Below are 24,526 nucleotides of genomic sequence, written 5' to 3'. Positions count from 1 at the left end.
ATGACATCATGACCAATCCGAAACTGGAAGTCCTCACCCCCGATAATTGCCAGATCATCTTCATCGACCAGCAGCCGCAGATGGCGTTCGGCGTGCAGTCGATGGACCGGCAAGCGCTGAAAAACAATACCGTGGGCCTGGCCAAGGCCGCCAAGGTATTCAACATCCCCACCATCATCACCACCGTCGAAACGGAAAGCTTCTCCGGCCATACCTATCCGGAACTGCTGGACGTCTTCCCCGGCAAGGATATCCTCGAGCGTAGCTCGATGAACTCGTGGGATGACCAGAAGGTGCGCGATGCGCTGGCCGCCAACGGCAAGAAGAAAGTCGTCGTTTCGGGCCTGTGGACGGAAGTGTGCAACAACAGCTTTGCCCTGTGCGCGATGCTCGAAGGCGACTACGAAATCTACATGGTGGCCGACGCTTCTGGCGGCACTTCGAAGGAAGCGCACGATTACGCCATGCAGCGCATGATCCAGGCTGGCGTGGTGCCCGTGACGTGGCAGCAGGTGCTGCTGGAATGGCAGCGCGACTGGGCGCACAAGGAAACCTATGACGCCGTCATGGCCATCGTGCGCGAACATTCGGGCGCCTACGGCATGGGCGTCGACTACGCCTACACGATGGTGCACAAGGCGCCGCAGCGCATCCATGGCGAACACGCCACCCTGGCGCCGGTGCCGGCCAAGTAAACGCCACGCGGCAGTGCCATGCGCCGCGCGCCTGACCGCGCGCGGCGTTTTTTTCATCGAAAGGAATGCGCCATGAAGTTATATGTGATTTCTCTGGCGGTGGGTTTGCTGGTTGGCATCATCTACGCCGTTTTGCAGGTGCGCTCGCCGGCGCCGCCCGCCATTGCCCTGATCGGCCTGCTGGGCATGCTGATCGGCGAACAGATCGTCCCCGGCGTCAAGCGCCTGATGGCGGGAGAAGCCATCACCGTGTCGTGGCTGCGCAGCGAATGCGTGCCGAAGATCAGCGGCGTGGAAGCGAAGCCGACATTGGCCAAGGCCGAGCCGCAGCAGAAGGACGACAGCGCCGCCTGATCTTCCCGGCAGCTAGAACGCGCCCAGCAAGCCGCGCCGGGCGGCCACCGTGGCCGCCTCGGTGCGGCTTGATACGTTGAGCTTGGTCAAAATATTATTCACATGAAATTTGACGGTGCCCACCTCGATGCCGGCGCTGCGCGCGATCATCTTGTTGCTCTTGCCCGCTGACAGGTGCAGCAGGATGTCGTGCTCGCGTTTCGACAGGCGGTTCGCCTCGATGCGGCCGGCCTGCTGCGCGGCCAGTTCCGGCGGCAGGTAGTGCCTGCCGGCGGCCACCTGGCGGATGCACTGCGTCAGTTGCAGGAAGCCGGAATCCTTCAGCAGGTAGCCGCGCGCGCCGGCGCGCAATGCCCGGTGCACGCTGTCCTCGCCCTGGTAGGTGGTGAGGATGACGATCTTCGCTTGCGCGTCGTCTGCGCAGATGCGCTCGATCGCCTCGACGCCATGCATTTCCGGCATGTTCAAATCCATCAGCACCACGTCGGGCCGCAGTTGCCGGTACAGCTCCACGGCGGCGCTGCCCGTGCCGGCCTGGCCCAGCAGGAGTAAGCCAGGCAGTGATGCGATCAGCGAGGCCAGGCCGGCCAGGATCAGCGGGTGGTCGTCGGCGATCAGGAGGGTAATCGGCGGATCGGCCGGGGGCATGGTCGTGTGCATGGTTGTGCTCATGGCGCTGGCAAGGTGAAGTGGAAGACGCTGCCATGGGGCGCGCCGGGCGCATGCCACAGGCGGCCGCCATGCGCGTCGAGGATGCGGCGGCAGATGGCCAGGCCCATGCCCATGCCGTCCGGTTTGCTGGAATACAGGGCGTGGTACAGGCGGCCGGCCGCCTGCGGCGCGATGCCGGCGCCATTGTCGGCAATGCTGAAGTGCTGCACGCTGCCATCCAGGCGCGAAGACAGCAGCACTGTGCGCGGCCGGCCGCCGGTGTCGCGCAGAGCCTCGATGGCGTTCATCAGCAGGTTCAGGATGACTTGCCGGAATTGCACCGGGTCGGCATGCAGCAGCGGGCGGCCCGGCGCCAGCTGCGTTTCCAGATGGATGGCGTGGCGTTGCAGTGGCGCGCGCAACAGCGGCAGCAGGTCTTGCACGGCGTCGTCGGCTACAAAATGACCGTGGCTGTCCGGCGAATTGCAGGCCAGGCCATGCACGCTGCGCAGCACGGCGCTGGCATGGCTGCCGGCACTGGCGACCAGGGCCAGTGCCGCGCGCGCCTCGTCGAGGCGGGGCGGATCGTGATCGAGCCAGCGCAAGGCGGCATCGGCATTGAGCGCGATGGCCGCCAGCGGCTGGCGCACCTCGTGCGCGACCGATGCGGCAAATTCGCCCATACCGTCCATGTTGCCCATGCGCTGCGCCTGCGCCGGGCCGGGGTCTTGCTTCTGAGGGAAATAATGCATGCTGGCCATCGCGGAACTCCTGTCGTTCGCTGCGGCGTATGCCGCGCTGCAACAAGTATGCACGGCGCATCAGGCATGGCAGTTATACGAATGGGGGAGGCGGGCGGTTTTTTTTGCGCGGCGGGGAAGAGTAGCACCGCCGGGCGGGCCGGCGGTGCGGGAAGCGCAGAACGGTCAGGACTTGATAAAGGCCAGCAAGTCTTCGTTCAGGCGGTCCTTGTGGGTGGCCGGCAAGCCGTGCGGCGCGCCTTCATAGATGACCAGCCTGGCGTTCTTGATGAGCTTGGCCGCAGCCTTGCCGGAAGCGTCGATCGGCACGATCTGGTCGTCGCCGCCGTGCACCACCAGGGTGGGCACGGAGATTTTCTTCAGGTCGGCCGTGAAGTCCGTCTCGGAAAACTGCTTGATGCAATCGTAGGCGTTCTTGATGCCGCATTGCATGCCCTGCAGCCAGAAAGTGTCGCGCATGCCTTGCGACACCTTGTTGCCGGGACGGTTGGCGCCGAAGAACGGCACCGTCAGGTCCTTGAAAAATTGCGAACGGTCGGCCAGCACGCCGGCGCGGATGCCGTCGAAGACGGACATCGGCAAGCCGCCGGGATTCGTCTCCGACTTGACCATCTGCGGCGGCACGGCGCCCACCAGCACGGCCTTGGCCACGCGCTTTTCGCCATGGCGGCCGATATAGCGCGCCACTTCGCCGCCGCCCGTCGAATGGCCGACCAGGGTCGCGCCCTTGATGTCGAGCGCGTCGAGCAGGGTGGCCAGGTCGTCGGCGTAGGTATCCATGTCATTGCCCTGCCATGGCTGGCTGGACAGGCCGTGGCCGCGGCGGTCGTGCGCGATCACGCGGTAGCCGTGGCTGGCCAGGAACATCATCTGGTCTTCCCAGGCGTCGCCCTGCAATGGCCAGCCGTGGCTGAAGACGACGGGCGTGCCGCTGCCCCAGTCCTTGAAGTGGATGACGGTGCCGTCCTTGACGGTGACGCTGTTGACGGTGAGCTTGCCCGGTGCCACTGCAGTGCTGGCGGCTGGCTTGGCGGCGGCGCTGGCGCCACCGGCGGCCAGCAGGCCCGCGCCGGCGGCGACACCGGCGACGCTGACGAGCAGCTTGCGGCGGGATGTGACTTCTTCGGCTTCGATTTTCTTCGACATATTGCATTTCCTTCGGGGATGGGGGAGGGACCAGTTACGGCCTGAGCCAGTAATGGCATCGGCCAGTCTAGGCCTTCGCGCGGGCCGGCGCCTCTGCCAAAAGACCAGTCGCGCCCAGGCGCCCGCCTGCCTATGATGGCTGGCAGCGGCGCGCCGCGCCGCCTGGCTTTCCCACTGGAGCAATCATGAAGAAACACTGGATGGCGGCGCTGGCCGGCCCCTTCTTGCCCGATGCGGGCTTGCTGTTTGCGCGCGTGACGGGCGCGCTGCTGGTGCTGCACGTGCACGGCTTGCCCAAACTGCTGCACTTCTCCGATGAACTGGCGCATATCGACGACCCGCTGCACCTGGGGCGCGCCGTCACCCTGTACTGCGCCCTGTTCGCGGAAATCCTCTGCCCGCTGCTGGTCGCCGCCGGCTTGCTGACGCGCCTGGCCTGCCTGCCATTGCTGTTCCTGCTGGGCGTGTCGATGCTGCTCGTGCACCCGGACTGGAGCATCGCCGATGGCCAGTTCGGCTGGCTGCTGATCATCGTCTTTGGCACGATTGCCATCAGTGGCGCGGGCAAATTTTCGGTGGATGCGCGGCTGCGCCGTTAAATGACGAATTCCCGGGGCAGCGCCGGCTTGTGCGCCAGCAGCAGTGATAATTTCTTTAATGCGTTGGCCAGGCGCGCGCGGTCGCGGATGCTGCCCAGCGAAATGCGGATGGCGTTCGGCGGACGGTTGTCGTAGAAGGCGTCCGAGGCCGTGACGGCCACGCCCTGGGCGCGGGCCGTGGCGGCCAGTTCGCGCGAGGTCCAGTAGCTGGGCAGTGAATACCATACGTGGATGCCGTTGCTGTGCGGCTGGCTGGTGCCCGTCAAAATCGTGCGGATGACGTCCTGGCGCGCGTCCGCTTCGCTGCGTATGCCGGCCAGCAGCGCGTGCGCGGAGCCGTCGTGTATCCATTGCGTCGTCAGCGCCGTCGTCAGGGGCGTGGCCATCAGGGAAAACGAGCGCATGGCCTGCAGGAAGCGTTCGCGCAGCTGCACCTCGGCGATCAAGGTGTAGGCCATGCGCAGGCCCGGCGCCAGGCATTTCGACAGGGTGGCGATATACGACACGTGGGCGGGCGCGTAATGGGCCAGCGGGGGCGGTGCGTCGGACGCCAGCAGCCAGTACGGGTCATCCTCGATGATGTGCATGCCGCAGCGCTGCACCACCTCCGTGATGGCCAGGCGGCGCGCGGCCGGCATGGTGTGCGCTGTCGGGTTTTGCAGGGTCGGGTTCAAATACACGAGGCGCGCCTGGTGCTTGCGGCACGCCTTTTCCAGCGCTTCGGGCAGCATGCCGTCGGCATCCGTTTCCACGACGATGGCCTTGCGGTTCAGCTGGCTCGCCGCCAGGCGCAGGCCCGGGTACACGGCGCTTTCCGTCAGGATGCTGTCGCCGGGCCGGCTGAGAGTCAAGATCAGCGCCGCCAGCGCCGCCTGCGCGCCGGGACAGGCCACCACATGTTCCGCATCGACGTCGCCGAACATGGGCGCGAGCCAGACGGCGCCCGCCGCGCGGTCGGCCTTGCCGCCGCCGCCCAGGTGATAACTCATCAACAGATCGCTGTCCGTGCGCATCAGCACTTGCGCCACGCCCTGTTTCAGCAAGTCGCCGAAATCCACGCCCACGGGCGGCGGCGGGATGTTCATGCTCAGGTCCAGCATCTGCGTCAATTCCACTTTCGGCGCCGCCACATAGGTGCCGCGCGCGCCATGTCCCTCCAGCAGGTTGCGGCGCTTGGCTTCGTCGTAGGCGCGCGTTACCGTCGTCAGGTCGACCTGGTACAGGGCGGCCAGGCGGCGCTGCGGCGGCAATCGGTCACCCGGGCGCAGGCTGCCGTCGGACAACGCGCGCTCGAGCATGTCGGCGATCTGCAGGTAGCGCGGGCCGCCGTGCTGCACGAACGGCGTGATCCACGCACTGGTCTGGCTTTCTTCTTGTATGGATTTGGATTGGGGCATTTTGTTTTATGTATGGGTATTGCTTCTCGTAATTATGGGCTGAAGCCTTGAAAAAATCCATACATTTATGCGTGGCGGGCTGTATCTTCAGGAAGATGCATGACGGATGGTTTGCCCGCCCGTCCCGCCAGGCCGGCGGGGATTGCTATTTCCAACAGGCATTTAAGTCTGCGTCTCAAGGTGTGGCAGCGCACGGTGGCGCGTGGCGGGGGCGGTTAAGGTAGTACCAACAGCTTGCTGCTGATCCACTGTTTGATATGGCTCAGCCCGGCAGCGTTTAGCCGCTTCTTTTTCCCCGAAGCGAGGAGAATCATGATTCGGTCACGGCATCGAGCATGGTTGAGATTATTCACTGTTAAAGGAAACCATCATGAACGCGATTGAAAAAACCAGCTCCGATTTGAACGGCACCGTCCAGGATACCCGCCAGGATTTGCACCGCACCATCGACAAGGTGGCGAGCCAGGCCCAGCCTCTGGCCGACAAGGTGGCCACGCGCGCCCATGACGGCGTGGACCAGGTGGGCGACCGCATCGGCCAGGTCAGCGACACCGTCAACAAGGCTTCCGAAACCTTGATGGCGCGCGGCAAGCAATTGGGCGCCGCCTGCCAGCGCGCCGGCGAGACGGGCCGCGATTATGTGCGCGAGCGTCCGGCCGTGTCCTTGCTGATTGCGGCGGCAGCCGGTTATGGCCTGTCGAAACTGCTGGGTTCGCGTAAGTAACTGTACGCAGCCAGGCAAGGTCGTTGTCGTGGGCGCTGGCCCGGTCTGCCTTCATTGCGGGCCGTGCCAGCGCCCACGCGCACAAGGTAGCAGCAAGCGGTAAAGGAGAGTGATGATGCGCTCCATTTTGTTGTGGTTGATCGGCATACCTATTCCCATCATTATTTTGATTGCCCTGTTCGTGCGCTGAATGAGGGAGTTGTAGCGTTACTTCCCGGGGCAAATTACTCACAGGAGATGTAATGGCTAGCAACAAGAAAACGCCGTCCACGGACGGTGCGGGTTCCGTATTGAGCAGCATGTCCGGCCCATCCGACAGCAATGCGCCGCACAGCCTGGGCGCGGACAACGACGTGGCCCGCGCGCTGCTGCAAAAGACGGCCGCCGGCCAGCAGCTGGCCGCCGCCATGGCCGTCAATCCCAAGGAGGATGGCCAGTATGGCGAGGCGGCGCGCACGCCGGTCGAAGGCGTGCATGTGGCGACCGGCGAAGCGCTGGCCACGGCCAGCACCACAGGCGAAACGCTACCTTCTCCGAAGACGGGTGACGGCCAGCCCGCGCTGGGCGAGAATGCGCTGAATAGCTCGCTGGATGGCGCCCGTAGCGACGATAGCGGCTGCGTGCTGACGACCAACCAGGGCGTGCCCGTGGGCGACAACCAGAACTCGCTGAAGGCGGGCTTGCGCGGCCCCACCCTGATGGAAGATTTCATCCTGCGTGAAAAGCTCACGCATTTCGACCATGAGCGCATCCCCGAGCGCGTCGTGCATGCGCGCGGTTCGGCCGCCCACGGTTACTTCGAATGCTACAAGGAGCAAAGCAAGCATACGCGCGCCAGGCTGTTTGCCAAGGCGGGTAAGCGCACGCCTGTCTTCGTGCGCTTTTCCACGGTGGCCGGCGAACGCGGTTCGACCGATACGGCGCGCGACGTGCGCGGCTTTGCCGTGAAGTTTTATACGGACGAAGGCAACTGGGATTTGGTGGGCAATAACATCCCCGTCTTCTTCATCCAGGATGCGATGAAATTCCCCGACCTCGTGCATGCGGTCAAGCCCGAACCGCACAATGGCATGCCGCAGGCGGCCAGCGCGCACGACACCTTCTGGGATTTCGCCTCGCTGTCGCCGGAAATCACGCACATGCTGATGTGGGCCATGTCGGACCGCGCCATCCCGCGCAGTTACCGGATGATGCAGGGCTTCGGCGTGCATACCTTCCGCCTCGTGAATGCCAAGGGGCAGTCCGTGTTCTGCAAATTCCACTGGTCGCCCATGGCCGGCACGCACTCGCTCGTGTGGGACGAAGCCGTCAAGATCAGCGGCGCCGATTCCGACTTCCACCGGCGCGACCTGTGGGAAGCCATCGAGTGCGGCGAGTATCCCGAATACGAGTTGTCCTTCCAGGTCTTCACGGAAGCGCAGGCGGAAGCGTTCCCCTTCGACGTGCTCGATCCGACCAAGCTGATTCCCGAAGAACTTGTCCCTCTTGTCCCCGTCGGAAAAATGGTCTTGAACCGCAACCCGGACAATTTTTTTGCCGAGACGGAGCAGGTGGCGTTCTGCACGGCGCACATCGTGCCCGGCATCGATTTCTCCAACGACCCGCTGCTGCAGGGACGCATCCATTCCTATGTCGATACCCAGCTGACGCGCCTGGGCGGCGCCAACTTCCATGAAATCCCCATCAATGCGCCGCTGGCGCCCGTGCACAACAACCAGCGCGACGGCATCCACCGCCAGGCCATCAACCGGGGCCGGGTCGCGTACGAGCCGAACTCGCTGGCGGGCGGCTGCCCGTTCCAGGCGGGCGCGAAGGGTTTCAACAGTTTTCCCGCTTCCGCCGAAGGCGACAAGGTGCGCGGCAAGCCCGAGAAATTCGCCGAGCATTATGGCCAGGCGCGCCTGTTCTGGATCAGCCAGACGCCGGTGGAACAAGACCATATCGTGCATGCGTTCCGCTTTGAGCTGAGCAAGGTGCAGACGGTGGCGATCCGCCAGCGCATCGTCGCCATGCTGCGCAATGTCGACGAGACCCTGGCGCAGCGTCTGGCCGATGGCCTGGGCCTGGCGCTGCCGCCCGTCATGCCGCGCGCCTCCCTGGAGCCGCTGCCGGCATATCCGCCATCACCAGCCCTGTCGCTCTTTTTCCGTCCCGGCAAGACGGGTATCCATACCTTGCGCGTGGCCATCCTGGTGGGGCCGGGCAGCGATGGCGCGCAAGTGCGCAATATCTATGCCTCGCTGCTGGCCGATGGCGCCGTGCCGCGCCTGATGGGCAGCCACCTGGGCAAAGTCGACACCAGCGGCGGCGCGCCGCTCGACGTGGAAATCTCGCTCGAGGCGGGACCGTCCGTGCTGTTCGACGCCGTGGTGCTTCCCGACGGCCAGGGCGCCGTGCAGCAGCTGGGCAGCGACGCCAACGCGCTCGACTTCCTGCGCCTGCAATACCGCCACTGCAAGCCGATGCTGGCCAGTGGCGCCGGCAAGGACTTGCTGGACAAGGCTGGCGTACCGGCGACCCTGCCCGATGGCAAGCCGGATCCCGCCATCATCGTCGCGCCTTCCGGCGACGTGGTGAAAGTCGTGGCGGCCTTTAAAAAGGCGCTGGCCGCGCACCGGGCATTTGCGCGCGAGACGGATCCGCCGAGGGTGTGAGTGGCGGCATCAGCACGGGGGCCGGATCCGCCGGCCCCGTTGCCTACGCTGTTTGAGCTGCATGCGCAACGCCCTGCAACAATGTAAACAATAAAAACGTCCTGCGGTGATATGCTGCTGACTAGAACTGTTCATTTGCAACTATTTGCTTGAAGGAAGCAGAACAGCAGCAAGGAACGGCTTCAGCAAACCGGATCGCGATTACCGCATGGACAAGTACACACCTCGCACCTGGGGGCCGGGCGAACGCCCGACCTTGCCCGGGTCGCCATCGATGCCCGAACATTCGACGCCCAAGCGTGTCGCGTATTTCATCGTCGGCCTGATCGTCGCGCTGACGGGGGGACTGGGCAACGGCCTGGTGACGGCCAATTTGCTGAACCTGCAAGGTTCGCTGGCTGCCTATGCCTACCAGATGCAGTGGCTGCCGGCCGCCTACGTGATGACCATCGTTTCCATGAATCTGCTGCTGGTGAAGTTCCGCCAGCAGTTCGGCCTGCGCCTGTTCACGGAAGCGTTCCTGGTGCTGTATGCGCTCGTCACCTTCGCCCACTTGTATGCGAATACCTTGCCGTCCGCGATCGCCGTGCGCGCCGCGCATGGCATGGTGGGCGGCGCGCTGGGCGTGCTGGGCCTGTACTACACCCTGCAGGCGTTTCCCGCGCGGCACCGCCTGAAGGGCGTGGTGCTGGGCCTGGGTTTTGCCCAGCTGGCGCTGCCCCTGGCGCGCATCTTCACTTCCGAACTGCTGCAGATCGGCGAATGGCATGGCCTGTACCTGTTCGAACTGGGACTGGCCCTGCTGGCGCTGGGCTGCGTGCTGGCCCTGAAACTGCCGCCCGGCGACAGGGTGCAGACGTTCGAGCCGCTCGATTTCCTCACCTTCATCCTGTTCGCGCCCGGCGTGGCCCTGCTGTGCGCCGTGCTGGCGCAGGGGCGCACGGCGTGGTGGCTGGAATCCGAGTGGGTGGGCGTGTGCCTGGCATGCTCGATCGTGCTGATCGCCGCCTCGCTGGCCATCGAGCATAACCGCGCGCGCCCGCTGCTCAACACGCGCTGGCTCACCACGGGCAAGATCGCCAAGCTGTTTTTATCCGTGCTGCTGTTTCGTATCGTGCTGTCCGAATCGACGGGCGCCGTCGGCTTCCTGCAGGCGCTGGGCTTGAACACGGACCAGATGCAAAACCTGTTCGTCGTGGTGCTCCTGGGCAGCGTGGCGGGCCTGGTGGTCAGCGCGCTGACGATCAATCCGGCGACGTTGAACCGCTCGCTGATGTTCGCGCTGTTGCTGATCGCTGCTGGCGCCCTGATCGACGCGCATGCCACCAGCCAGACGCGTCCCGTCAACATGTATGTCAGCCAGTTCCTGCTGGCCTTTGGCGGCACGTATTTCCTCGGTCCCACCATGGTGGCCGGCATGGGCGCCGTCATCGCCGAACCGCGCAACCTGGTGAGTTTTTCCGTGATGTTTACCATGACGCAGAATCTGGGCGGCCTGCTTGGTGCGGCCATCGTCGGCACCATCCAGACGGCGCGTGAAAAATACCATTCCAGCTACCTGGTCGAGCATCTCACCATGCTTGACCCGCAAGTGGCCGCGCGCGTGCAGTCCGGAGCCGCAAGCTATGGCGGCGTGCTGATGGACCCTGCCTTGCGCAGCGCCCAGGGCGTGGCGCGCCTGGGCGCCATCGCCACGCGCGAAGCCAATGTGCTGGCCTATAACGATGTTTTTTTGATGATCGCCGGCGTCGCCATCGCCACCCTGATCTGGATGCTGGTCAGCCAGTCCTGGACCCGCATCACCACCGGCGCGCGTCGCCTGGTCGGCCCCGTGCGCGATGCGCAGACGGCCATGGCCATCGTCCCCATTACCAATTCGGAACCGAGCAATGACAGAAAATAACACCACGCCGCCAGCACCAATACCAGCACCCGCTGCGCCACCTGTCCCGGCGCCCGCTGCAAGCAGCACGCCGCCGCAGCCGGACCGGCGTCACCAGTGGCTGTCCGCGCTGGCCTTTGCCGCCGTGGCCCTGGTGGGCGTGCTGATCGTGCTGTATGCGTGGCGGCTGCCGCCGTTCACCAGCCCCATCGTCACGACGGAAAACGCCACCGTGCGGGGCCAGGTGACCATCATCGGCACGCAGCTGTCGGGCTATGTGGTGGAAGTGACGGTGCAGGACTTCATGGACGTCAAGGAAGGCCAGCTGCTGGTGCGCATCGACGACCGCATCTACCAGCAGCGCTACGAACAGGCGCAGGCCCAGCTGGCCGCGCAGCAGGCGGCGCTGTCGAACTGGGCGCAGCAAAAGGCCAGCGCGCAGGCGGGCATTTCCGTCAGCGAGGCCGTGATGGCCAATGCGGAAGCGCAGGCGCGCAAGGCCAGCGCCGATCTGAATCGCGTGGAGCAGCTGGTGGCAGACGGTTCCCTGTCGCAGCGCGAACACGACCAGTCGCGCGCCGCGCAGGCGCAGATGGCGGCGGCGCTGGCGCAGGCGCGCGCCAACCTCGACATCGCCCAGCAAAGCGTGCACAGTGTGGTGGTCAACAAGCAGGCGCTGGAAGCGGCCGTGGCGAATGCGCAGGCGGCCGTCAAGGCGGCGAAGATCGACCTCGATAACACGCGCATCGTGGCACCATCCGATGGACAATTGGGCCAGGTGGCGGTGCGCCAGGGCGCGTACGTGAATTCCGGTGCGCAGCTGATGGCGCTGGTGCCGCGCCAGATGTGGGTGATTGCCAATTTCAAGGAAACGCAAATGAATGGCGTGCAGGAAGGGCAGAGCGCCACCTTCCACGTCGACGCGCTCGATGGTGCCGTGCTGACGGGCCAGGTGGAACGGATCTCGCCGGCCACCGGCTCCGAATTTTCCGTGCTGCCGGCCGATAATGCGACGGGCAACTACCTCAAAATCGCCCAGCGCATTCCCGTGCGCATCCGCATCGATGCGGGCCAGGCGAATGCGCGCCGCCTGGTGCCGGGCATGTCGGTGGTGGTCAGTGTCGACACGTCGGCCGTGCTGAACGACTCGGCGGACAATCCCGCGCCACCGCCTGCACCGAAAAAGGCGACTGCGAAGGCCAAGCCATGAGGCGCCGCCTCCTGCTGATTGCCGGCGTGCTGGCGCTGGCGGGCTGCGCCGCCAACGCGCCACCGCAGCCTGCATCGGCCCTGCAACTGCCGTCCGGCTGGCGCGCGCAAGGCGAGGGCGGCGCAGCGTCCGCGCATGGCACACAGGTGGAACAGCTGTGGTGGCAGGCGTTCGGCGATCCGGTTTTAAGTGATCTGGTGGGCGAGGCGCTGGCGCGCAATGGCGACTTGCGCGTGGCGCGCGCCCGCGTGCAGGAATACCGCGCGCGCCTGGCGCAGGCCGATGCGAACCGCGCGCCCAGCCTGGCCTTCGATGGCTCGCCGACGCGCACGCGCACCCTGGCGTCCAGCGGCAAGCCGTATGTGACGAACGTCTTCCAGGCCGAACTGCAGGCCAGCTATGAAATCGATGTGTGGGGCCGGCTGGCCAATTTGAGCGATGCAGCGGGCGAGAGCTACCGTGCAGAACAGGCCAGCCTCGATGCGGCAGCCCTGTCGATCGCCGCCAGCGTGGCGACGAGCTACCTGAACTTGCGGGGCCTCGACGCGCAGCTGGCGCTGACGCAATCGACCCTGCAGCTGCGCGAACAGTCGCGCGAGCTGGCGCGCAAGCAGTTCGAGGTGGGCTACAGTTCGCGCTTGGAATGGCTGCAGGCACAATCGGAATACCATGCGGCGGCCGAGCAGGTGCCGCAGCTGCAGCGGCAGATCTTCGAACAGGAAAACGCGCTGGCCGTCCTCGTTGGCGGCAATCCCGGCCCCATCGCGCGCGGCTTGCCGCTGGCCGAGCTGGCGGCGCCTGGCGTGCCTGCCGGCCTGCCGTCCGAATTGCTGCGCCGGCGGCCCGACATCGCGCGCGCGGAACACAACCTGGCGGCAGCCAACGCCAGCCTGGCCGCCACGCGCGACCAGCTGCTGCCCTCGTTCAAGCTGACGGCCGTTGGCGGCGGGCAAGCCACAACCCTCACCGATTTCCTGCATGCCCCGACGGCCCTGTGGCGGCTGACGGCGCTGGCGGCCGGTCCCCTGTTCGATGGCGGCAGGGTGCAGGCGCAGACGGATGCGGCCGGTGCGCAGCGCGACCAGCTCGTGTACGCGTATGAAAACGTGGTGCGCAACGCCTTCGCCGAAACGGAGAACAGCCTGGGCGCCATCTACCGCCTGCGGCAGCAAGCAGTGGAAAACGAGGCGCGCCGCGCCACCGCGGCCGATACCCTGCGCATCGCGCACAACCGCTACCGCAATGGCTACGCCTCGTATCTGGAAGAACTCGACGCCCAGCGCACCCTGTACAGCGCCGACGTGGGGCTGCTGCAACTGAAGACGCGCGTCCTCGTCGCCTCGGTCGACCTGTACCGGGCCATGGGCGGCGGCTGGTCCGCCAAGACGGAATAGGCGCGCGTGCACGGCGCGGTCGTTTGCCGTGGCCAGTGTAATATTCTGACCGGGGAAAGCGGCGGCATGGTGCCAGCTGCTCCCGTCACGAACGAGGTCGCAGCATGACGATTTTTGGCATAGGCATCCATATCCTGATCGCGGTATTTTTTGCGGTTCACGTGGTGCGCAACGGGCAGCAGCTGTACTGGCTGCTCATTTTATTCATGTTCCCGCTGCTGGGCAGCGTGGTGTATTTCTTCGCCATCTACCTGCCCAATTCGCGCCTGCCGCAAGGCGCGCGCAAGGTCGCTTCGGTGGCCGTGCAAGTGCTCGATCCGAACCGCGAACTGCGCGAGGCGAGAGCCGCTTTCGAGTACACGCCGACGGCGCAAAACCAGATGCGCCTGGCCAGCGCGCTGCTCGAAGCGGGCGATGCGCAGGAAGCGGCATCGACCTACGAAGCCTGCCTGCGGGGAGCGTTTTCATCGGACCTGGAAATTCGCCTGGGCGCGGCGCGCGCCTATCTGGAATGCGAACGGGGCGCCGAGGCCTTGACGCACCTGGAATTTATCCGCCGCACGGATATCCATTTCCGTCCCGAGATGGTGTCCCTGCTGACGGCGCGCGCGCTGGCGCAAAGCGGGCGTCAGGTGGAAGCGAAGGCGGAATTCGACGATGCGCTGACGCGCTACAACAGTTTCGAGTGCCGCGCCGAGTGCGCGATCTGGGCATTGCAGCAGGGCGACAAGGTGTTGTCGGAACGCCTGCTGCTCGATATCGACAGCGCCATGGCCCGCTGGAGCAGCCATACGCGTGCCATGTATGCGCCGCTGCTGGTGCGCCTGGAGGCGGCGCGCAGGTAGCTGGCGTGCGTGGGATCGGACCCGGCGGGTCCGACCCCGTCAAACGCCAGGCACCGTGTTTTTCCCTTCAATTAATTTATATCCCTTGCCATCGAAAGCATAGCGCGCGTGTCCGTTCAACGGCGTGGCGATGCGCGGCGGATCTTCATCCGGCTTGACCGTGACGCCTGGCTTGATCTTCTCGGAGGCGCCCTTGAAATCGATCAGCAAGTCATCGTAGGCGCCGCCATTGCGCGCGGGGGCGAAGCGCCACTTGCCTTCGACCATCCAGCATTCATCCATGTCCGGCGTGCAGGCGCCCATATTGTCCGAGTACAGGTCCATGCCGCCATCGAGCGCGGTTACCTTGCCGTCGCCGATTTCAAACAGGGCCAGTTGCGTGATGGTGTAGCCCTGGCCCGTATAGCCATGGCGGATCGCCAGTCCCGGCTTGTTCGCGCCCAGCATGACCCAGTGGACTTCACCGAGCTGCCCCGATGAACCGAGGGCGGCGATGTTTTCCAGGCGTTTCACGACTTGCCACTGGCCGTCTTCCGGCTGGCCCTTGGGCGCCAGGAAAAACACATTCAACAGTCCCGACGAGGCATGTGCCGATTCCGCCGTGCCTTCCGTGTTGGCCGTTTCCGCATTCGCCACCAGGATGGCGCGGCCATCGGGCAGGAGCTTGTGGCTGACGGCACTGACCACGTAACTGAGTTTGTCGACATGGTTGTCAGGATCGGGCAGGTCGGCCAGCGCATCCTCGCTGTCGCTGCGGTAGTCCTTGCCGAAGACGGCGCGCATCATGCCCACTTCACGCTCGCGCGCCTGCGGCGTGTTCATCGCTTCCGTCCTGGGGGCGGTGGCGGCCGGCGGCGGCACGTGTTCGGCCGATGCGGCATCGTCAGCGGCTGCGGCTGCGGCTGCGGGGACATCGCTTACCACGTCAGCGGCCAGGTCGGCGCTGGCGGGAGCGGTCTTTTCCGAGCAGGCGCCGAGCAGCGCGGATACCAGTAGCAGGACGAGCGGGGTACGGTAATTCATAGGCAGGGCAGATTGCGTTCATGGAGAATGGGCGCAGTATGCCAGATAGATGGAAGCGAGGGAGCGCGGCCTTGCGGCCGGTCCTTCGCTTCCTTGCCCGCGAGGGGCGATTTTGCAAACAATGGCGACGCCTATTTTTCCAGCGCCACCTTGTCATCGCGCCGCAGCGGCGCCTTCTGACGGCGCAGTCTGGCCATGCCGCGCTTGAGCAGGTGCTCCAGGTCGTCGATGTAGGTGAACACGGCCGGCACCACCAGCAGGCTCAATAGGGTCGACGTGATCAGGCCGCCGATCACGGTAATGGCCATCGGCGAACGGAAGCTGGGGTCGGCGCCCCAGCCCAGCGCCAGCGGCATCATGCCGGCGCCCATGGCAATCGTCGTCATCAGGATGGGGCGGCTGCGCTTGTGGCAGGCATCGACCAGCGCATCGAAGCGGTTCATGCCGGCCTGGCGCGCCAGGATCGCATAGTCGACCAGCAGGATCGAGTTCTTGGTGACGATCCCCATCAGCATGATCAGGCCGATCATCGATGGCATCGACAGGGCGCTGCCCGTGATCAGCAGCGCCACGAAGGCGCCGCCGATTGACAGCGGCAGCGCCGCCAGGATGGTCACTGGCTGCATGAAGTCCTTGAACAGCAATACCAGCACGCAGTAGATGCACAGAACGCCGATCAGCATGGCCAGGCCGAAGCTGGCGAATAGCGAGGCCATCTCCTGCGCGTCGCCCAGTTCGGCGATCTTCACGGATGGCGGCAAATTCTTCATCGATGGCAGCGCGCGCGCTTCCACGTTCAATTCACCGAGGGTGCGCGAACCGAGTTCCACGTCGAGGGTCACGTTGCGGCTGCGGTTCAAGCGGTCGATCTGCGCCGGGCCGCTTTCCATCGTGACGCTGGCCACGTTCGCCAGGCGCACGGGGCCATTCTTGCCGGGCACCGTCAGGCGCTCGATGGCGGCCAGGTCGGCGCGCACGCTGTTGGGCAGCTTGACGCGGATCGGCACTTGCCGCTCCGGCAGGTTCATTTTCGTCAGGTCCGTGTCGTAGTCGCCGGCCGTGGCCACGCGCACGGTCTCGCCGATGGCTGCGGCCGTCACGCCCAGGTCCGCCGCCTTGGCGAAATCGGGACGCACGATGATTTCCGGGCGCACCAGCGAGGCGCTGGAATTGACGTTGCCGATGCCTTTCAGGCCGCGCAGTTCGCGCTCGACCTTTTGCGCCGCCGCCATCAGCGCCACCGGGTCTTCCGAGCGCAGCACCAGCTGCATCTTGACGCCCGTGTCGGGCGGCCCCACCGTGAAGCGGGCGCCGGGGATCGTATCGAGCTTGTGGCGCAGCTGCGTTTCCAGGTCCGCCATCGATTCCTTGCGCTCCGTGCGGTGCACGGTGGTCAGGGTCAGCACGGCGCGGCGCGCTTCGGCCGCCGCGCCGGGGGCGAAGGCGTCGCCGCTCGAGCCGCCGCCTATCGAACTGAAGACGCCCTTGACGCCCGGCGTGCGCATGGCCGCATCGCGCGCCAGGGCTGCCACGGCCTGCGTTTCACCCAGGGTGGAACCGGGCGGCAGTTCCAGGTTGATCTGCGTCTGCGCGCGGTCGGCGGCCGGCACGAAACCGGTCGGCAGCAGCGGCACGAGCGCGATGGCGCCGACAAAGAACAGGGCCGCGGCGATGGCCGTGATGCCGCGGTGGTTCAGGCACCAGCGCATGACCGTCAGATAGCGCGTCATCAGCCAGCCATCCTGCTCTTCCTTGTGCGGCAGCGGTTTCAATATGTAGGCTGCCATCATCGGTGTGAGCAGACGCGCCACCACCAAGGATGCCAGCACGGCCAGCACGGCCGTCCAGCCGAACTGCTTGAAGAACAGGCCTGGAATGCCGCTCATGAAGGCCGTCGGCAGGAATACTGCCACCAGCGCGAAGGTGGTGGCGATCACCGCCATGCCGATTTCGTCGGCCGCTTCCATGGCCGCTTCCATGGGCGACTTGCCCATGCGCAGATGGCGCTCGATGTTTTCGATTTCCACGATGGCGTCGTCGACCAGCACGCCGACGACCAGGGCCAGCGACAGCAGGGTGACGGTATTGAGCGTGTAGCCGAACCAGTAGATGCCGAGGAAAGCCGGCATCACGGACAGGGGCAGGGCGGCGGCGGCGACCAGGGTGGCGCGCCAGTCGCGCAGGAACCACCACACCACCAGCACGGCCAGCAGCGCGCCTTCGTACAGCAGCTCCATCGAGCCGTCGAAGTTTTCCTCGACGGGGAAGGCATTGTCGATCGACTGCTGCAGCACCACGTTGGGGTTTTCCTTCTGCAGGTCGGCGATGGCGTCGCGCGCGCCCTTGGCGACGGCCACTTCACTGGCGCCCTTGGTGCGGAACACTTCAAAGGCGACGACCGTCTTGCCATCCTGCTCGGCCAGCGCGCGCGGTTCGGCGACCGTGTCGCGCACGGTGGCCACCTGGTCCAGGCGCACATGGCGGCCGTCCGGCAGCGGCACTTCCACGCGCGACAGTTCATCGGCCGTTTTCACGGTGGCGATGGTGCGCACCGACTGCTCGGCGCCGCTGATGTCGCCCCGGCCGCCAGGCGCTTCGCGCTGGACCAGGCGCAACTGGCGCGAGACGTCGAGGGCGGAGACTTTCAATGCCGCCATGCGCGCTTCGTCGAGTTCCACCTGGATCTCGCGGTAGACGCCGCCCACGCGGGTGACGGCGCCCACGCCGGGCACGGTCAGGAGGCGCTTGGCCACCGTGTTGTCGACGAACCAGGACAGGTCGGGAGAGTCGAGCGGGTTGTCGACGCCCGGCTTCGCCGTGGCGATAAAGGTCAGCACCACGCGCCCGGCCGTGGACGCCTTGGTGACGGTGGGGTCGCGCAGCTCGGCCGGCATGTCCGCCTTGACTCGCGCGACGGCATCGCGCACATCGTTGACGGCTTCGGCAATCTGCTTTTCCAGGATGAATTCGACGGTGACCGTGACGACGCCATCGAGCACCTTGGTGTAGATGTTTTTCACGCCTTGCAGGGTGGCGACGGAGTCCTCGATCTTGCGCGCCACTTCCGTTTCCAGCTGGGCCGGCGCGGCGCCTGGCAGCACCGCGCTGACGGTGACGATGGGCAGTTCGATGTCGGGGAAATCCTGCACCGGATTGGCCTTGTAAGCCAGCAGACCGGCCAGGGTCAGCAGCGCGAACAGCATGATGGCCGGGATCGGATTCTTGATCGAGAGGGAGGAAAAATTCATGGCCTCTCCTTACTTTTTCGCTGCGGCCGGCTTGGCTGCTGCTGCGACCGGGGTTGCTACCGGGTTTTGAACATTGCGTACCAGGTCGCCGTCATTGAGGAAGCCTGCGCCGCTGACGACGATGGTCGTGTCGGCCGTGATGCCGCCTAAAATCTCGATGCGGTCGCTCAGGCGCCGTCCGGCCTGCACCTTGATCTGGCTGACCCGCTGGTCGGCATTCAGGCGGAAGACATAGCTGAAGCCATCGCGCACGGCGATCGCCTGCTGCGGCACCGTCAGCGCGCCCGAGTTACCCAGTTCGAATTCGCCGCTGGCGTACATGCCGGCCTTGAACGGCGCATTGTTGCCGGCGCTGGCCGGCAGGTCGACATACACGAGGGCGGAACGCGTCTGCGGATCGACGGTAGGGGCGATCATGCGCACCTTGCCCGTCAAAACGCTGCCGTTGGCCGCCTTCACCTGCGCCAGGGTGCCCGGTTTCAGGCTCATGAGCTCGGTTGCCGTCACTTCGGCGCGCCATTCGAGGCGGCCCTGGCGGATCATGCGGAACAGTTCCGTGCCGGCACCGACGACGGAACCGACGGTGGCCGAGCGCGAGGAAATGATGCCGCTGTCGGGCGCCAGCACCTGCGTGTATTTCAGGCGCAGCTGCTGCGACGCCAGTTGCGCCTTGGCGGACGCGATGCGCGCGTTAGCCGTCTGTTCGGCCGTCAGGTACTGGCTGATCTGCTGCGCGCTGATGGCGCCCGTGCTTTGCAGCGAGCGGGCGCGCTGCGCGTTGGCGGCCGCTTCTGCCGCATTCGCTTCCGCTTCCAGCACGGCGGCCTTCGCCTGCGCCACGTCGGCGTTCACCGTGTCGTTCGAGAACACGGCCAGTACCTGGCCGGCGCGCACGACGTCGCCGACATTCACGCGCACCTCGGTGAGGCGCAAGCCGTTCGATTCGCTGCCGATGACGGCTTCCTGCCAGGCGGCCACGTTGCCGTTGGCCTTCAGCTTGATGGGCAGGCTCGCCGTTTGCGGCTTGGCCGTGGTGACGGTGAGCGCCGGCTTTTGCGCCGCGTTCTTATCCTTGGCGTCGTCGGCCGCCGTGGAGGAAGGGGAGTACAGGGCCACGCCGGCGCCCAGCACAACGCAAAGGGCGGCCAGGGCGAGAGCCATCGGTTTCAGGGTCATTTTTTTCATGTTGTCGTATCCGTCAGGGGGCATTGTTGGCGATGGCGATGGCGCTGCTGCTGCTGCTGCTGCTGCTGCTGCTCCAGCCGCCGCCGGCGGCGCGGTACAGCGCCACCCAGGCGGCGCTGCGTTCGCGCTCGAGGTTGACCACCGTGTTTTCGGCGGCCAGGCGCGTGCGGCGCGCGTCTTCCAGTTCGATCAGGCTGGCCAGGCCATTCTTGTAGCGGTCCTCGGTGGTGACAAACGACACGCGGTAGCCTTCCAGGGCCGTTTTCGCATGGCCGCTACGCGCGTCCGTGCTGGCCAGGTTGACCAATGCCTCTTCCACTTCGCGCACGGCCTGGCGCACGCCGGCGCGGTATTTCACGACGGCTTCGTCGTAGCGCGCCGTGGCCGCGTCGACCTGGGCACGGCGGGTGCCGCCGTCGAAGATGGGCAGGCTGACGGCCAGCGGGCCGATGCTCCAGGTACTGGCCGTGATGCTGGTGCCGCCGGCGCGGATATTGCCCTTGCCGATGGAGCCGGCCAGACTCAGGCGAGGGTAGCGCTGCGCCTGCGCGCCGCGCACTTCGAAGCTGGCGGCCGCCACTTCGCGTTCGGCGCTGTAGATGTCGGGACGCTGGCCCAGGGTTTGCGCCGGCAGTTGCGCAATCGCCACGGGCGAGGGCAGGACCGCCGGGCTGGCCCCCAGCTTCTGGCGCAGCGAGTCTTCCGGCATGGCCGACAAGGCCACCAGCGCCTTGATATTCACGTCGCAGGCGGCGCGCTGTTCGATGGCGCGGCTGGCGCCTTCGGCGGCGCTGGCACGGGCCAGGGCGGCATTGGCGGGCGGCTGGAAGCCGGCGCCGGCGCTCAGTTCCGTCAGGCGTGCCGAGTCGCGGCGCGAGACGGCATCCTGTTCGGCCACGGCCTGCAATTGCTGGCAGGTGCGCAAGGCGTAGTACTGGTTTGCCACTTCGGCGGCGACCGAGACGCGGGCCTCATGCCAGCCGGCGCGGGCACTGTCGTAGCGTTCTTGCGCCGCATCGCGCGTGGCGCGCCTGGCCCCAAACACATCGATTTCCCACGACGCCTGCAAGGCCGCCTGCGAGGTGGTGCCGCTGGGCTGCGCCGATTGCTGGCTGGTGCGCACCACGCTGCCTGTCGCATCGAGCGTGGGCGCCAGCGCGGCGCCGCCGGCGATGCGATCCGCGCGCGCCTGCACGATGCGCGTGCCGGCGGCGGCGATGGTCGGGCTGACCTGCTGTGCGTCGGTGATCAATTCCACCAGCAGGCTGTCGCCCTGGCCCTGCCACCAGCTGGACAGGTCCGTCAGCTTGCCGTTATGCGGCAGCGGCGCCTGCCACTGCGCGGGCGTGCTGGCGGCCACCGTTGCGGGCGGCCCCTGCAGGGCGCAACCGCCCAGCGCCAGCACGATGCTGGCGGCCAGGACGCGTTGAACGGTGCATTGAATAGTCGTCATGCTTGTCCTTCTGCTTGTCGTTGAGCGGTGGGGGGAGAGGGAGGAATGGCCAGGCGCCGGCGCTCCACGTCGGCCATGGCCAGCGCGTAGTCGGTCATGCGCGCCAGCCAGGCATCGATCGCGTGCGGCGTTTCCATCAGTTGCGGGCGCAAGGTGTGCAGCACCTCGGCGCCGACCATGTGCTGCAGGGCCAGCGAGGCGATGGAAAAGGCCAGCCGGTGCATGTCGTCGCTGTCGTCGGGCGCGTCCAGGTGGCGTGCCAGCACGCGCGTGAGCGCCTCGTGTTCGGCACGGATGTTCTGGTCAACCTCGCGCGCCCACAGGCCCGTCGGTTCGAGCATCTCGCGGCACCACAGGCGCATGCAGTCGCGCGCGATTTCTCCCTGCTGCATGGGGGCGAGCAATTGCGCATAAAAGCCTTCCAGACTTTGGCGCAGGGTGAAATGGGGTTGCTCGTACAGGGCGATATTGTCTTGTGGATTCGATAGTTGATGGGAGAAGGCGGCGCGGTACAGGCCCGCCTTGTCGCCAAAATAGTAGCTGATGGCCGCCGCGTTGGTGCCGGCCGCCTGCGCCAGCTCGCGCGTGGACGTCTTGGCGTAACCCTGTTCGGCAAACAGGCGGATGGCGCTATGCAGCAGCCGCTCGCGCGACTGTTCGCCATCGGAACGGGGCTTGCGCCCGTCGTCGGCGTGGGAGGTGGGGATGGCGTTTTTTTCAATCATGCCGGAGATTTAAACATATATCTCAAACGATTGATATAACTAAATCGTTTGATTTAGTTAAGAAAGGATGAAGATGCGTGAAAAACGCAGGCAAAAAAAAGCCCGCGGTTGTATTCGCGGGCGGAATCCAATGTTCGGAGAACGAATTGGAGGAGACAGTTCTACTATAGCGCCGAAAATGGTGCAGTGCAATACCGTAGAACTACTGTATCGGTCTCTTCTGGATGGCAAAAAGTCAGCATTCCATGCTGCGGCGCACAGAAAGTCAGGCCTTGCTGCGCAGTGCCAGCGTAAACGTGCTGCCGGAACCGTAGTCGCTGTTGAAGAACAGCGCGCCGCCGATGGCGTTGGCCAGGTTCTGGCACAGGTACAGGCCCAGTCCCGCGCCTTCCACGTGGCGCGTGGAGGTGGAATCGAGCTGCGAGAAGGCCTGGAACAGCTTGGCCTGGTCTTCTTCCTTGATGCCGGCGCCGCTGTCGGCGATGCTCATTTCCGTCACCAGCACGCCGTCTTCGTCGCGCTGGGACAGGCTGATGCGCACCGTGCCCTGTTCCGTGAATTTGATGGCGTTGTTGAGCAGGTTGATGAGGATTTGCGTCAGCGCGCGGCGGTCCGTGTCGATGATGGCGGGCGGCTGGCCCGCTTCTCCCAGTGCCATTTCCAGCGCCAGGCCTTTTTGCTGGGCCAGGGGGCGCAGCGTGTCGGCCACGTCTGCCATCAGCTCCTGGCAGTGCACGGGCTCGATCGACAGGGTCAGCTTGCCCGCTTCGATCTTGGCGACGTCGAGGATGTCGTTGATCAGCGAGAGCAGATGGCGCGCGCTGGCGCGGATGGTATTGAGTTGCTTGTCCTGGTCGGACGTCAGGGGGCCGGGCAGTTTCATCAGCAGCGCGCCCGTGAAGCCGATGATGGCGTTCAATGGCGTGCGCAGTTCATGCGACATGTTGGCGATGAAGGCCGACTTCATGCGGCTCGCTTCGGCCAGTTCCAGGTTTTTCAGGGCGATTTCGCGGTTGATGGTTTCCAGTTCGGCCGCATGGTGCGCCAGGCGCATGTTCAGCTCGATCACCTGGCGTTCGCGCGCCTGCAGCTCGCCGTTGACCTGCACCGCCTGCTCATACGTGGAGATCAGCAGGTCGAGGATTTGCTGGCGTTCCGCATTGATGAAATGCTTCTGGTCGCCCAGATACAGGGCGATGCCGATTTCCACATTCTGGTTCTTGCGCAGCTTCTGGTTCATCAGCATGTGGCTGATGCGGTTGAGCAGATAGTCTTCCGCGTAGGGCTTGCGGATGAAATTGTCGGCGCCGCACTCGATGCCGCGGATGATGTCCTTCGGATCGTTGAGCGAGGTGACGAGGATCACGGGGATGTCGCGCAGGGTCGGATCGGACTTGATGGCGCGGCACAGGTCGTAGCCATTCATTTCAGGCATGACGATATCGGACAGCACCAGGTGTGGCTTGCGCTCGCGGATGGCGGCCAGGGCCAGCTGGCCATTCGCCGCCACGCGCGCGTTATAGTGCAGGGACTGGATCAGGCGGCGCAAGCGCTCCGCCTGGGTCGGGCTGTCCTCGACGATCAGGATCTCGATTTCGTCAGGCTTGATTTGGTTGTTGGAGTCCACAGACCTCTCCTAGGATTTCAGTGTGGTGATGCTGGGCGCAGTGAGCGCACAATATCGACATCGTATGACTATATCGGATTTAGGTCTGCAAAAGTAACTTCCAAGTAACTATTTTGGCCACAGGGAATGCTGTGGCCGCTTGTCAGTTTTCGCCCTGGAACTGGCCTGCGCGATAGGTCAGCACGAGCGTATCGCGGTGGCCATGTTCGCCGATGGGCTGGATCGGCGTCGATTCATGGATCACGGCGGCATCGTCGAGCAGCAGCAGCGACCACGGTTCGGTCAGGGTAAAGCGCTTTCCGTTGGGGCCGTCTGCTTCGAAGATGCGCGTCTCGCCGCCCTTGACCTGTTCGCGCCCGATCAGCAGCACGGCGACGAAATCGACGCCGTCGCGGTGCGCGCCTTCCGGCGTGGGCCGGCCGATGCCATCGGTCGTATCGATGCGGAACTGGTGCGCCTCGATGAACCAGGGCTGGCTGCCCTTCACCTGCGAGCAGGCGTCGCCCAGCGCGCGGATCAGCTGCTGCCAGGCCGCTTGCGCGACGATAGCCGCTTCGACCGGTTCGAACAGGCGGTGCATGCCGCCGTGCAGGGCGTTGTATTCCACCGGTTGCCAGTGCGGACGGTGCGCCGTCTGGGTCAGGCGCTCGCCATCCTGCACGAAGCACGAGTGGCGCCGGCGGCGATAGCGGCCGCCATCCTTCAGGTAATTGTCCAGCGCCAGGGTATTCCAGCTCGGCTCCAGCGCGCGCAGCGCGGCCAGCGGGCAGCCGGCCAGCGCGGCCACGTCCTGCGGGCGCAGCACGGCATAGCCGTCATCGCGCAAGGCATCCTTGACGTGGGACGGGTCGGTAAAGATCGGTGCGGAAGTGCTCATGGCGGTGCTGGCCGCAATGCGGCCTGTCTCAGTTTATCCAGCCTGGCATTCTACGACTTCGCGGCGTTTCCTGTGC

20 protein-coding genes are annotated in these 24,526 nt (G+C 65.4%); 9 read left to right on the top strand and 11 right to left on the bottom strand.

Annotation, left to right across the window (positions count from 1 at the left end; all coding sequences use genetic code 11):
* The first annotated feature begins 8 nt into the window (after positions 1 to 8).
* Together O3297_RS16375 and O3297_RS16370 are read left to right on the top strand one after the other, a co-directional pair.
* Positions 9 to 695: a hydrolase gene (locus O3297_RS16375; protein WP_070281851.1), complete on the top strand. Its 687-nt coding sequence runs from the start codon at positions 9 to 11 to the stop codon at positions 693 to 695.
* Positions 696 to 767: 72 nt separating this feature from the next.
* On the top strand, positions 768 to 1,049 hold the full coding sequence (locus O3297_RS16370) for a XapX domain-containing protein (protein WP_034786497.1): 282 nt from the start codon (positions 768 to 770) through the stop codon (positions 1,047 to 1,049).
* A gap of 12 nt (positions 1,050 to 1,061) precedes the next feature.
* Here O3297_RS16370 and O3297_RS16365 read toward each other — a convergent pair whose 3' ends face one another.
* From O3297_RS16365 to O3297_RS16355, 3 genes are all read right to left on the bottom strand, one after another.
* A complete protein-coding gene (locus tag O3297_RS16365; RefSeq protein ID WP_225317412.1) occupies positions 1,062 to 1,721 on the bottom strand; it encodes a response regulator transcription factor in 660 nt (219 codons plus the stop codon).
* Positions 1,718 to 2,461 (bottom strand): sensor histidine kinase, encoded by a 744-nt coding sequence (locus tag O3297_RS16360; RefSeq protein WP_070281424.1) that lies wholly within the window; start codon positions 2,459 to 2,461, stop codon positions 1,718 to 1,720. Before O3297_RS16360 ends, O3297_RS16365 begins: the two co-directional genes overlap by 4 nt.
* Before the next feature lie 165 nt (positions 2,462 to 2,626).
* Positions 2,627 to 3,607, bottom strand: coding sequence for an alpha/beta fold hydrolase (locus O3297_RS16355; protein ID WP_092608160.1), 981 nt, complete (start codon positions 3,605 to 3,607; stop codon positions 2,627 to 2,629).
* 185 nt (positions 3,608 to 3,792) lie between these two features.
* Here O3297_RS16355 and O3297_RS16350 point away from each other — a divergent pair, with 185 nt between their 5' ends.
* Positions 3,793 to 4,206 (top strand): DoxX family protein, encoded by a 414-nt coding sequence (locus tag O3297_RS16350; RefSeq protein ID WP_305049181.1) that lies wholly within the window; start codon positions 3,793 to 3,795, stop codon positions 4,204 to 4,206.
* Here the strand turns inward: O3297_RS16350 and O3297_RS16345 are convergent.
* Positions 4,203 to 5,603 carry a PLP-dependent aminotransferase family protein gene (locus tag O3297_RS16345; protein ID WP_305049180.1) on the bottom strand — a complete coding sequence of 467 codons (1,401 nt, stop codon included), beginning with the start codon at positions 5,601 to 5,603 and terminating at the stop codon, positions 4,203 to 4,205. The two genes, O3297_RS16350 and O3297_RS16345, sit on opposite strands and share 4 nt — an antisense overlap.
* Before the next feature lie 370 nt (positions 5,604 to 5,973).
* On the opposite strand from O3297_RS16345, the gene O3297_RS16340 reads away from it, so the two are divergent.
* The 6 genes from O3297_RS16340 to O3297_RS16315 all read left to right on the top strand — a co-directional run bounded on the left by O3297_RS16340 (position 5,974) and on the right by O3297_RS16315 (position 14,312).
* Positions 5,974 to 6,327: a YqjD family protein gene (locus O3297_RS16340; RefSeq protein WP_070254489.1), complete on the top strand. Its 354-nt coding sequence runs from the start codon at positions 5,974 to 5,976 to the stop codon at positions 6,325 to 6,327.
* 242 nt (positions 6,328 to 6,569) lie between these two features.
* Positions 6,570 to 8,981 carry a catalase gene (locus tag O3297_RS16335; protein ID WP_305049179.1) on the top strand — a complete coding sequence of 804 codons (2,412 nt, stop codon included), beginning with the start codon at positions 6,570 to 6,572 and terminating at the stop codon, positions 8,979 to 8,981.
* A 208-nt stretch (positions 8,982 to 9,189) separates the two neighbouring features.
* On the top strand, positions 9,190 to 10,884 hold the full coding sequence (locus O3297_RS16330; RefSeq protein ID WP_305049178.1) for an MFS transporter: 1,695 nt from the start codon (positions 9,190 to 9,192) through the stop codon (positions 10,882 to 10,884).
* Positions 10,871 to 12,073, top strand: a complete 1,203-nt coding sequence (locus O3297_RS16325) for an HlyD family secretion protein (RefSeq protein WP_305049177.1) — start codon at positions 10,871 to 10,873, stop codon at positions 12,071 to 12,073. Before O3297_RS16330 ends, O3297_RS16325 begins: the two co-directional genes overlap by 14 nt.
* Positions 12,070 to 13,467 carry an efflux transporter outer membrane subunit gene (locus O3297_RS16320; protein WP_211547964.1) on the top strand — a complete coding sequence of 466 codons (1,398 nt, stop codon included), beginning with the start codon at positions 12,070 to 12,072 and terminating at the stop codon, positions 13,465 to 13,467. The genes O3297_RS16325 and O3297_RS16320 overlap by 4 nt, the downstream gene beginning before the upstream one ends.
* Positions 13,468 to 13,571: 104 nt before the next feature.
* Entirely contained in the window at positions 13,572 to 14,312 is a 741-nt protein-coding gene (locus O3297_RS16315; protein WP_070254494.1) for a tetratricopeptide repeat protein, read from the top strand.
* A gap of 39 nt (positions 14,313 to 14,351) precedes the next feature.
* Here O3297_RS16315 and O3297_RS16310 read toward each other — a convergent pair whose 3' ends face one another.
* The 7 genes from O3297_RS16310 to O3297_RS16280 all read right to left on the bottom strand — a co-directional run bounded on the left by O3297_RS16310 (position 14,352) and on the right by O3297_RS16280 (position 24,450).
* Complete coding sequence (locus O3297_RS16310) at positions 14,352 to 15,335, bottom strand: hypothetical protein (RefSeq protein ID WP_305049176.1); 984 nt, start codon at positions 15,333 to 15,335, stop codon at positions 14,352 to 14,354.
* A 131-nt stretch (positions 15,336 to 15,466) separates the two neighbouring features.
* On the bottom strand, positions 15,467 to 18,583 hold the full coding sequence (locus O3297_RS16305; RefSeq protein ID WP_034786506.1) for an efflux RND transporter permease subunit: 3,117 nt from the start codon (positions 18,581 to 18,583) through the stop codon (positions 15,467 to 15,469).
* 9 nt (positions 18,584 to 18,592) lie between these two features.
* A complete protein-coding gene (locus O3297_RS16300; RefSeq protein ID WP_305049175.1) occupies positions 18,593 to 19,768 on the bottom strand; it encodes an efflux RND transporter periplasmic adaptor subunit in 1,176 nt (391 codons plus the stop codon).
* A gap of 13 nt (positions 19,769 to 19,781) precedes the next feature.
* Complete coding sequence (locus O3297_RS16295) at positions 19,782 to 21,221, bottom strand: efflux transporter outer membrane subunit (protein WP_305049174.1); 1,440 nt, start codon at positions 21,219 to 21,221, stop codon at positions 19,782 to 19,784.
* Positions 21,218 to 21,946 (bottom strand): CerR family C-terminal domain-containing protein, encoded by a 729-nt coding sequence (locus tag O3297_RS16290; protein ID WP_305049173.1) that lies wholly within the window; start codon positions 21,944 to 21,946, stop codon positions 21,218 to 21,220. The genes O3297_RS16295 and O3297_RS16290 overlap by 4 nt, the downstream gene beginning before the upstream one ends.
* 265 nt (positions 21,947 to 22,211) lie before the next feature.
* Positions 22,212 to 23,573 carry a hybrid sensor histidine kinase/response regulator gene (locus O3297_RS16285; RefSeq protein WP_034786510.1) on the bottom strand — a complete coding sequence of 454 codons (1,362 nt, stop codon included), beginning with the start codon at positions 23,571 to 23,573 and terminating at the stop codon, positions 22,212 to 22,214.
* 142 nt (positions 23,574 to 23,715) lie between these two features.
* Positions 23,716 to 24,450, bottom strand: coding sequence for a 2OG-Fe dioxygenase family protein (locus tag O3297_RS16280; RefSeq protein ID WP_034786511.1), 735 nt, complete (start codon positions 24,448 to 24,450; stop codon positions 23,716 to 23,718).
* Positions 24,451 to 24,526 lie beyond the last annotated feature (76 nt).

The organism is Janthinobacterium sp. SUN128 (genome assembly GCF_030587275.1).
Lineage (GTDB): Bacteria > Pseudomonadota > Gammaproteobacteria > Burkholderiales > Burkholderiaceae_D > Janthinobacterium > Janthinobacterium lividum.
Note: the sequence above shows the minus strand (reverse complement) of the source record. Positions and strands in the feature narration are given on the sequence as shown.